The organism is Cupriavidus sp. 05T313, from assembly GCF_056396665.1.
The window spans coordinates 1-8507 of the sequence record NZ_JBFTLX010000284.1; the positions used below are offsets into that span (position 1 = coordinate 1).

Annotated in this window: 11 protein-coding genes; 1 reads left to right on the top strand and 10 read right to left on the bottom strand. The window is 64.1% G+C overall.

Annotation, left to right across the window (positions count from 1 at the left end; translation table 11 throughout):
• From rplB to AC1DKD_RS35840, 8 genes are all read right to left on the bottom strand, one after another.
• The coding region (gene rplB, locus AC1DKD_RS35805; RefSeq protein WP_477144339.1) for a 50S ribosomal protein L2 at nucleotides 1–743 on the bottom strand (743 nt) is incomplete at its 3' end.
• Between the two features lie 2 nt (nucleotides 744–745).
• A complete protein-coding gene (gene rplW, locus AC1DKD_RS35810) occupies nucleotides 746–1060 on the bottom strand; it encodes a 50S ribosomal protein L23 (protein ID WP_006160473.1) in 315 nt (104 codons plus the stop codon).
• Nucleotides 1057–1677 (bottom strand): 50S ribosomal protein L4, encoded by a 621-nt coding sequence (gene rplD, locus AC1DKD_RS35815; protein ID WP_477144340.1) that lies wholly within the window; start codon nucleotides 1675–1677, stop codon nucleotides 1057–1059. Before rplD ends, rplW begins: the two co-directional genes overlap by 4 nt.
• 11 nt (nucleotides 1678–1688) lie before the next feature.
• A complete protein-coding gene (rplC, locus tag AC1DKD_RS35820; RefSeq protein ID WP_035870770.1) occupies nucleotides 1689–2339 on the bottom strand; it encodes a 50S ribosomal protein L3 in 651 nt (216 codons plus the stop codon).
• A gap of 301 nt (nucleotides 2340–2640) precedes the next feature.
• Nucleotides 2641–3132: a flavin reductase family protein gene (locus AC1DKD_RS35825; RefSeq protein ID WP_441632740.1), complete on the bottom strand. Its 492-nt coding sequence runs from the start codon at nucleotides 3130–3132 to the stop codon at nucleotides 2641–2643.
• Nucleotide 3133: 1 nt separating this feature from the next.
• On the bottom strand, nucleotides 3134–4375 hold the full coding sequence (locus AC1DKD_RS35830) for a styrene monooxygenase/indole monooxygenase family protein (RefSeq protein WP_441632742.1): 1242 nt from the start codon (nucleotides 4373–4375) through the stop codon (nucleotides 3134–3136).
• A gap of 54 nt (nucleotides 4376–4429) precedes the next feature.
• Nucleotides 4430–5218: an SDR family oxidoreductase gene (locus tag AC1DKD_RS35835; RefSeq protein ID WP_441632744.1), complete on the bottom strand. Its 789-nt coding sequence runs from the start codon at nucleotides 5216–5218 to the stop codon at nucleotides 4430–4432.
• Nucleotides 5219–5345: 127 nt separating this feature from the next.
• Nucleotides 5346–6581 carry a dienelactone hydrolase family protein gene (locus tag AC1DKD_RS35840; RefSeq protein WP_441632746.1) on the bottom strand — a complete coding sequence of 412 codons (1236 nt, stop codon included), beginning with the start codon at nucleotides 6579–6581 and terminating at the stop codon, nucleotides 5346–5348.
• 281 nt (nucleotides 6582–6862) lie between these two features.
• On the opposite strand from AC1DKD_RS35840, the gene AC1DKD_RS35845 reads away from it, so the two are divergent.
• Nucleotides 6863–7876: an AraC family transcriptional regulator gene (locus AC1DKD_RS35845; RefSeq protein ID WP_477144341.1), complete on the top strand. Its 1014-nt coding sequence runs from the start codon at nucleotides 6863–6865 to the stop codon at nucleotides 7874–7876.
• Between the two features lie 106 nt (nucleotides 7877–7982).
• Here the strand turns inward: AC1DKD_RS35845 and rpsJ are convergent, their stop codons facing one another.
• Both rpsJ and AC1DKD_RS35855 read right to left on the bottom strand, forming a co-directional pair.
• Nucleotides 7983–8291 (bottom strand): 30S ribosomal protein S10, encoded by a 309-nt coding sequence (gene rpsJ / locus AC1DKD_RS35850; RefSeq protein ID WP_006160488.1) that lies wholly within the window; start codon nucleotides 8289–8291, stop codon nucleotides 7983–7985.
• Between the two features lie 94 nt (nucleotides 8292–8385).
• A partial coding sequence (locus AC1DKD_RS35855) for an EF-Tu C-terminal domain-related protein (protein WP_076607016.1) occupies nucleotides 8386–8507 on the bottom strand: 122 nt, incomplete at its 5' end.

Consider the following 8507-nt stretch of genomic DNA (forward strand, 5'->3'; position numbering starts at 1 on the left):
GCCTTCACCACCACCGTGCGGGTGGTCCAGCCTTCACCACCACCGTGCGGGTGGTCCACCGGGTTCATCACAACGCCGCGAACCGTCGGGCGGATACCGCGCCAACGATTTGCACCGGCCTTGCCGATGACGCGCAGGCTGTGCTCTTCGTTACCGACTTCACCGATGGTGGCGCGGCATTCGATGTGAACGCGACGCACTTCACCGGAGCGCAGGCGAACCTGGGCGTAGATGCCTTCACGAGCCAGCAGCACGGCGGAACCGCCTGCGGCGCGAGCGATCTGAGCGCCCTTGCCCGGCAGCATTTCCACGCAGTGGATGGTGGTACCAACCGGAATGTTGCGGATCGGCAGGTTGTTACCCGACTTGATCGCAGCTTCCGAGCCATTCATCAACGCCTGGCCAACTACCATGCCCTTGGTGGCAATGATGTAGCGGCGTTCGCCGTCGGCGAACAGCACCAGCGCGATATTGGCGCTGCGGTTCGGATCGTATTCCAGACGCTCGACCTTGGCGGGGATGCCGTCCTTGTCGTTGCGCTTGAAGTCGACCACGCGATAGTGGTGCTTATGACCACCGCCCTTGTGGCGGGTGGTGATATGACCGTTGTTGTTACGGCCCGACTTCTGGAATTGCTTTTCCAGCAGCGGAGCGTGGGGCGCGCCCTTGTGCAGGTTGGCGTTAACCACCTTCACCATGGAGCGACGGCCCGGGGACGTCGGCTTGGTCTTGACGAGTGCCATGATTACTTGGCCTCCGCTTCAAAATTGATTTCCTGACCCGGCTTGAGCGAAACGTAAGCCTTCTTCACGTGGTTGCGACGCCCCATGAAACGGCCAAAACGCTTTTGCTTGCCCTTTTGGTTCAGGATCTGAACGGACTGCACCTCGACCTTGAACAGCAGTTCGACTGCCGCCTTCACGTCTGCCTTGTTGGCATCGCGAGCGACTTCGAACACGACTTGTTCGTTCTTGTCGGCGACCAGGGTTGCCTTTTCGGAAACCACCGGCGCGAGCAGCACCTGCATCAAACGATGATCGTTCTTGGCTACTTGCGTCATTTCAGCAACTCCTCGATCTGCGCGACGGCTGCCTTGGTCACCAGCACCTTCTTGTAGTGCACGAGCGACAGCGGGTCAGCCTGGCGCGGCTCGACAACTGCCACGTGCGGCAGGTTGCGCGAAGCCAGGTAGAGGTTCTCGTCGAGGCTGTCGGTGATGATCAGCACCGAGTCCAGGCCCATGGCCTTGAACTTGTCGGCCAAGAGCTTGGTCTTGGGCGCATCGACGGTGAAACCGTCCACCACGTTGATACGACCTTCACGTGCGAGCTGCGAGTAAATCGAGCGCATACCGGCACGGAACATCTTCTTGTTGACCTTCTGCGTGAAGTTCTCTTCCGGCGAATTCGGGAAGATACGGCCGCCCCCGCGCCACAGCGGCGAGGAAGACATACCGGCACGGGCGCGACCCGTACCCTTCTGGCGCCAAGGCTTCTTGGTCGTGTGCTTGACCTCTTCACGATCCTTCTGCTTACGGTTACCGCTGCGAGCGTTAGCCTGGTAAGCGACGACGATCTGGTGAACGAGGGCTTCGTTGTAGTCACGGCCGAASACTTCGGGCGAMGCGKCAACGCYKGCGCCGATYTGRCCRTTGTCCTGGAGGAGCTTGAGTTCCATTGATTCGCTCCTTAAGCTTTGGCTTTGGCCTTGACGGCCGGRGTAACGATRACCTTGCCGCCCTTGGAGCCGGGGATGGCGCCCTTGACCAGCAGCAGCTTGCGCTCTGCGTCGATCTTGGCGATTTCCAGGTTCTGGACGGTGCGGGTGACGTCACCCAGATGGCCGGTCATGCGCTTGCCGGGGAACACACGGCCCGGATCCTGCGCCATACCGATGGAACCCGGCACGTTGTGCGAACGCGAGTTACCGTGGGTGGCACGACCCGATGCGAAATGGTGACGCTTGATGGTACCGGCGTAGCCCTTACCGATGGTCACGCCCTGGACGTCGATCTTTTGACCGACTTCGAACAGGTCAACCGACAGCGTGCCGCCGGGTTGCAGTTCGCCAGCCTTAGCGGCATCGATGCGGAATTCGCGGATGATTTCACCAGCTTCAACACCAGCTTTGGCAAGGTGACCTGCCAAAGGCTTGGTGACGCGGCTAGCGCGGCGTGCGCCGAAAGTGACTTGAACCGAGGTATAACCGTCGGTCTCGTCCGTCTTGATTTGTGTCACGCGGTTGTCGCCGACCTCGACCACGGTAACGGGAATTGAATCGCCRTCGTCCGTGAAAATACGGGTCATGCCAACCTTGCGACCTACAAGGCCAAGGCTCATGGTTTGCTCCATTCCCAGCTGCGATTGGCCGGGGCTGATTGATACACGAAAACAGTGTTTGCAGTGCGGGGCTTGCGCTGAAGAAGACTGCGCGCGGCCAAGCTGGCCGGCCCACTACCCATAGACAAACGGGTAGCCTTACACTATATCGCAGCGGTTTGGAAAGAGCAAGAGTGCCTTAGGAAGTTGGGGCGTGCGCGGTGGGGCCGGTGTTGTTTTGTGGCGTTGACTACGGTTGCGGGGCGCTGGCACCGCGCGTCTTGACAGCAAAAGTGGCAATTTCGGCACCGAATCGGAAGCCTTACCGCCCAACCTTCACGAACTCCCCGCCGAAAAACACCAGCGGTTCACCCTCCCCCACTTCAAACCCCTGCACTTCGCCAACGATCAGTAGATGATCTCCTACCGCGTCCGCGCGCTCCACCCTGCACGCCAGCGTGGCCAACGCTTCATCGAGATAAGGTACGCCCCGCTCACAGCGCCGATGGGAGACGCCGGCAAACTTGTCCTCGGCAGGCGTGGCAAAACGGCGCGCCAGCTCGCCGTGGCCCGCCTGCAGGATGCTGACGCCGAAGTGCTTCCCCACGGCGAAATGCGCGGCGCTTGGCGAGTGCAGTGCGAGGCTCCACAAGATCAGCGGGGGCGCCAGGGATAGCGAGGCGAAAGAGTTGATGGTCAAGCCAATCGGACGGCCCTCGGCACCGCAGGCACCGATGACCGCCACGCCAGTAGCGTAGCGGCCACAGGCCCGCCGCAGCGCCCTGGTATCCAGCACAGCGCAAGCGGCTTCCATATCAGGCCGCCTGAGGCAGATGCTGGTCAATCAACTGCTGGCAGGCAGCGGAATCTGACCACCAGGGGAAGAAGTCCGGCGGATTATCGAAGCCATTGGCAATGCGGGCGGCCAGCTCTGGCGCATGGCCTGCCGCGCCCAGCAGCGACAGGATATGCGCTGGCGGTGGCGTGAGCAGGGAGTTGGTCCAGTTCACTACGTCGCCGGCGTACTGCCAGTAGCGCGCGAACGTCTGCTCCATCCAGTCCCCGTCGAAACCGCGATCGCCGTGCGCAATGATGGCATCCAGATACACCTTGCAGCACTTGGCGGCGTTGTTGGAGCCCTGTCCGGTAATGGGATCGTTGACGAGGACAGCGTCGGCCATGCCGAACACGAGCCGGCCCGAGGGCAAGGTCATCACCGGCCGGCGCACGGTCGGGGCGAAGCGGCCGGCGAGAATGCCTTGCTCGTCGGTCAGCGTCACCGCATCGCAGCGCTCCGCCTCCCACGGCAACCAGGTGCGCAGGATGCGCAGACTCTCGGCGAGGTGCTGCTCCGGCGTACGCGCATCGGCCCAGCGGTCCATCGGGCCGCCCGGTATGCCCTCGAACACCATGATCTCGCAGGGGCCGGATAGCGTCAGGGCCGGGAAGACGAAGTATTCGCCAATGCCGGGAATCAAGTTGAAGCAAACCCGCGAGAACGGGGTGCGCGGCGCCATTGCGTTCACATAGGTCAGGGCAAGCGAACGCTGCGGCGCGCTGAAAGGACTGCGCGTGGCGTCCCGCTCGAAACGGCTGACGATCTCGCCCTTGCCAGCCGCAAGCAGCACAAGATCATGCTCGCGAGCCAGCGCTTCCAGTTCATCGACGCCGGCATCGGCAATGCGCAGGTCGCCACCGCGTTGCGCGAAGGCTTCCATCCAGGCCGGCATCTTGAGTCGCTGGTCCACCGCTTGGGCCGGATGGTCGAGCCGGGCAGCCCAGTCGATCAACCTGGCGGCAGGCTGTTCCGGATGCGGAATCGCCAGGCCGATCCCTTCCACCGGCGGGCACGCATCATCCCACCAGTTCAAGCCCAGCTCTCGCTCGGTCTGCAGCGCGCGATCGAACATGCACTGGCTGGACATGACCTTGCCCGCGCGGACCTGGTCCGGCGTGCGATTGGTCAGCAGCGTGACCCGGTAGCCCTTGGCTTGCAGGCCCAGGGCCATCTGCAGGCCGGACTGGCCGGCGCCGACGATGGCAATGCGTTGGCTCATGGCAATCTCCTACTTGAAGGTTCAGCGTGAAAGTCGAAGTCCCGCATCGCGGTTTCAGCCGGCCAGGCGCGGGATGGCGGGCACGTTTTGCTCCGGGCCCATCGCCGAGTAGCCGCCGTCCACCGCGTAGTCGGCGCCGGTGACAAAGCTGGCATGGTCCGAGCAGAGAAACAGCACCACCTGGGCCACTTCATCGGGCTCGCCCACGCGGCCCAGCAGGTGGAAGTCCGCCGCCACGCGATCGGTACGCTCGCGGTTGCCACCGCTGACCTCGTCCATCAGCCGGCACCAGGTCCAGCCCGGCGAGACAGCGTTGACGCGGATATGGTCGGGCGCGAGGTCCATCGCCATGCTGCGGGTGAGCTGCCGGATCGCTGCCTTGGAGGCCGGATAGAGCCAGCGGCCGGTCTGCGCCACGTTGGCCGAGATGCTGGTGAGGTTGACGATCGCGCCACCGCCGCGCGCGCGCATTCCCTCGTGGACGGCCTGGGCCAGCATCACGCTGGAGACCACATTGACGTCGAGCGCGGTGAGCCAGTCGCGGCGGTTCGATTTGAAGCCGTCATCGAGATAGGTGCAGGCCAGGTTGACGAGGTAATCGATGCCGCCGAAGTGCCGCGTGACCTGCGACACGGCCGCGGCCACCTCGGCGTCGTCGGTGATGTCGGCGCGAATGAAGCGTGCTCGTTCGCCCAGCTCGCCGGCGACACGCTCGCCGCCGGCGGCATCGATATCGAGAATCGCCACTCGCGTGCCGGCCTCGACGAAGGCCTTCGCCACGCCCGCGCCGATAAGGGTGGCGCCGCCGCTGACGATGGCGACTTTGTCCTGCAGTCCTTTCATGACGTTGTCTCCTTGTATCGGTGCGTTGCCCATGCGCCGCAGGGACCAAGCGGTACCCGCGGCGCGCGCCGGGCACGCCCCTTTTGCTTTGATTTTGTCGATTGCCGGGGCGGCGGTCCCGCCCCGCCTACTTGCCTTCGCTCTCCTGCCAGCGTGCCATCAGCGCGTTGGAGGGCAACGTTTCATCGAGCAGCTTGCGGGCAGTCTTGATGCCGGCCACGGGCAGCCCGGTCGGATCGAGCTTGCCGATCTGCACCAGCACGCTGGCCTGGTCCCAGTAGATGTGCTCGTGGTAAAGCTTGTCGCCACGGAACTTGACGATGGCGACAAGCGGAATCTCCACTCGCTTGCCAGTGGGTGGCACGCCAGGCAGCATCCAGTCAATCTCGCAGGTATGCGTGAAGCAGAACAGCAGCTCGTCGACGATCTGGCTGGCGCCCACCGTACGTGACAGCGGAATCAGCGTGGTGTCCGGCGGGTTGCTGTGGACAAAGTGGTTCTGGTAGAAGCGCTTGAGCTGCCGATAGCCGACGCCACCGGTCATGGTCGGGATATGGTTGACGTAGGGCTCCGCCACCATGGTCGCCATCGTGGCATCGACATCGCGGGTGGCGAATTCGTATTCGCAGTGCTTGTCCCAGAGGGCCGAGAAGTCGTAGTGCGGACCCATCTCTGCGCGCAGCGCGCCAATCGACCGCTGGTGCGCCATCAGCGCGGACGGTCGGTCATAGTGCTCGCCGCCGGCGCGGGCAAATGCATGATCGACGCCGGGATAGACATACAGCTCAATGCCATCCTTGCCGCCCAGGGCAGCGCGGATCTGCGCTTGCGCCTCCGGCGGGCAGAAGCCGTCGCGCTCGGCCACATGCAGCACCAGCCGGCCCTTGATGTGGGCTGCCTCGGCCAGTGCATGCTCAATGCCGACGCCGTAGTACGCCACCGCGCAGGCCACCCTGTCCAGGCGGCAGGCGGACAGGTAGGCGAGCTTGCCACCCAGGCAAAAGCCGAGCACCCCCGTCTGGCCCACGCACTCGGGACGCGCGCGCAGCGCTTCCAGCGCCGAACCCACATCCTTGACGCCGAGGGCCTCATCAAAGCGCTGATACAGCCCAAGGGCGCGCTGGAAGTCTTCGCCGCGGTCGCCCAGTTCAATGCCGGGTGCGATACGCCAGAACAGGTCCGGCACCAGGACCGTGTAGCCTTCCTCGGCGTAGTAGTCCGCCACGGCGCGCATAGTGGCGTTGACGCCGAAGATTTCCTGGCACAACACGATGCCAGGCCCCTTGCCCGATTCGGGCGTGGCCAGGTAGGCATTGAATGTGCCGCTGCCGTCGGCGGCTTGGATCTGGATAGTCTGGCCCATGGGCTGCGCTCCTTTGTTCTTGGGGGTTGGGCTGCCGTGCTGGATTCGATCATGGGCGATCCGCACCGCAGCAAACTAGCCACCGGCTGCAGCGGCTATCCGATTAGTGCAGGAAAATGGCGGGGCGGGCAAGTGGCGCGAGGAAGCGATCCACTATAGTGATGTGAAGGATTCCGTCCGCAGACCAGCGCGGGGCCAATGCGGCAACGCAGCAGCACGGTCCGCAGGCAGGAGGATCCCCCACCAGGAACGGCGCGCCAATGATGCCGAGGAGCGAGACAATGCCGCAGCCCCCCGCGGCCACGGCCACCGAGCCGCTGGCTGGCGCCCTGCTAGACGACCCTACCCGGCTGGTCTTCGCCTCGACCGACCAGGCCGAGACGCGGGCCGCCGTCGGCATGGTGTTCAAGCCGCACAAGCTCACCATCGGCGGCACCGCGCTGGCGGCGCGCATGTATCATGCGCCCCTTGGCGCGGTCTCATTCAACCGGCTGGCCTATGGGGCCGAGGTGCAGATCGAGCCCGGGCCGCTTGACGACTTCCTGCTGGTGCAGATGCCCATAGCCGGCCATGCGGAAATCCGTTGCGGCCAGCAGGAGATCCTTTCCGACCGGGAAACCGCTTCGGTGCTGACGCCTTGCGATCCGGTGCGAATGCGCTGGAGCCGCGACAGCGACCAGTTGATCGTGCGCGTCGAGCGCGGCGCGCTGGAGCGGGTGTGCGCGGCGTACCTGGGCCATCGTCCCCAACAACCGCTGCGTTTCGAGCTAGGCATGCCGTGGCGGCGTCTGGCGGCGTGGTACCAGATGGTGCACTACCTGGCGGATGTGATGGCGCTGGCACCGGATGCGGCCCGGCATCCGCTCACTGCCTGCCAGCTGGAGCAGTTGGTGATCGGCACGCTATTGACGGTGCAGCCCCACAGTCTCAGCGAAGCACTGCKGGCGCGCGGCAAACCCCTGGCACCGCGTCATGTGAAACTGGTCGAAGAGTACATCCATGCCCATGCCAACGCACCGTTGACGCCAGCCTTGCTGGCCGAAGTGGCCGGCGTYAGCCTGCGCGGGCTGTATGCGGGATTTCGCGAGCACCGCGGCATCAGCCCGATGGCATACCTGCGCGCAGTCCGGCTGGAACGGGTGCATCAGGACTTGTTGAACGACCGGGCCCTCGATTCGGTCACCGCCGCGGCCTTGCGCTGGGGCTTCAGCCACCTGGGGCGCTTCAGTGTGGAATATCGCAAGAGTTTCGGCGAGCCACCGGGGCAGACGCTCCGCCGGCGCGGGCCCGCCTAGCCGGCCGTGCAACGGGGAGAGGGGGGCACAAAAACAGAAACGGCGAACCGAAGTTCGCCGTTTCTGTTTGCGCAAAACCGCCAGGGGCGGTCTTGTGCGGAATACCTTACACCTTGATTTCGACGTCGACGCCGGCCGGCAGGTCGAGCTTCATCAGTGCGTCAACGGTCTTGTCGGTAGGATCGACAATGTCCATCAGGCGCTGGTGAGTACGGATCTCGAACTGATCACGGCTCGTCTTGTTGACGTGCGGCGAACGCAGGATGTCGAAGCGCTGGATACGGGTCGGCAGGGGCACCGGGCCCTTGACGATCGCGCCGGTACGCTTGGCGGTATCCACGATTTCGGCTGCCGACTGGTCGATCAGGCGATAGTCGAAAGCCTTCAGGCGGATACGGATCTTCTGGTTCTGCATGATATTTCCTTAAAAGAGCGATGGGCGGCGAGCGCCCTGGAACAAGGGAACAGGCCGGCGGTATTGTACCGCCAGCCTGCTCCAGGAAGTTTGCTTAGTCGAGGATCTTTGCCACGACGCCGGCGCCGACGGTACGACCGCCTTCACGGATGGCGAAACGCAGGCCTTCTTCCATGGCGATCGGGGCAATCAGCTTGACCGTGATCGACACGTTGT

Coding starts and splice junctions, on each gene's coding strand:
- rplW (WP_006160473.1), bottom strand. CDS start 1,060: ATGACGCAAGTAGCCAAGAACGATCATCGTTTGATGCAGGTGCTGCTC.
- AC1DKD_RS35825 (WP_441632740.1), bottom strand. CDS start 3,132: ATGGAAGCCGCTTGCGCTGTGCTGGATACCAGGGCGCTGCGGCGGGCC.
- AC1DKD_RS35830 (WP_441632742.1), bottom strand. CDS start 4,375: ATGAGCCAACGCATTGCCATCGTCGGCGCCGGCCAGTCCGGCCTGCAG.
- AC1DKD_RS35835 (WP_441632744.1), bottom strand. CDS start 5,218: ATGAAAGGACTGCAGGACAAAGTCGCCATCGTCAGCGGCGGCGCCACC.
- AC1DKD_RS35840 (WP_441632746.1), bottom strand. CDS start 6,581: ATGGGCCAGACTATCCAGATCCAAGCCGCCGACGGCAGCGGCACATTC.
- rpsJ (WP_006160488.1), bottom strand. CDS start 8,291: ATGCAGAACCAGAAGATCCGTATCCGCCTGAAGGCTTTCGACTATCGC.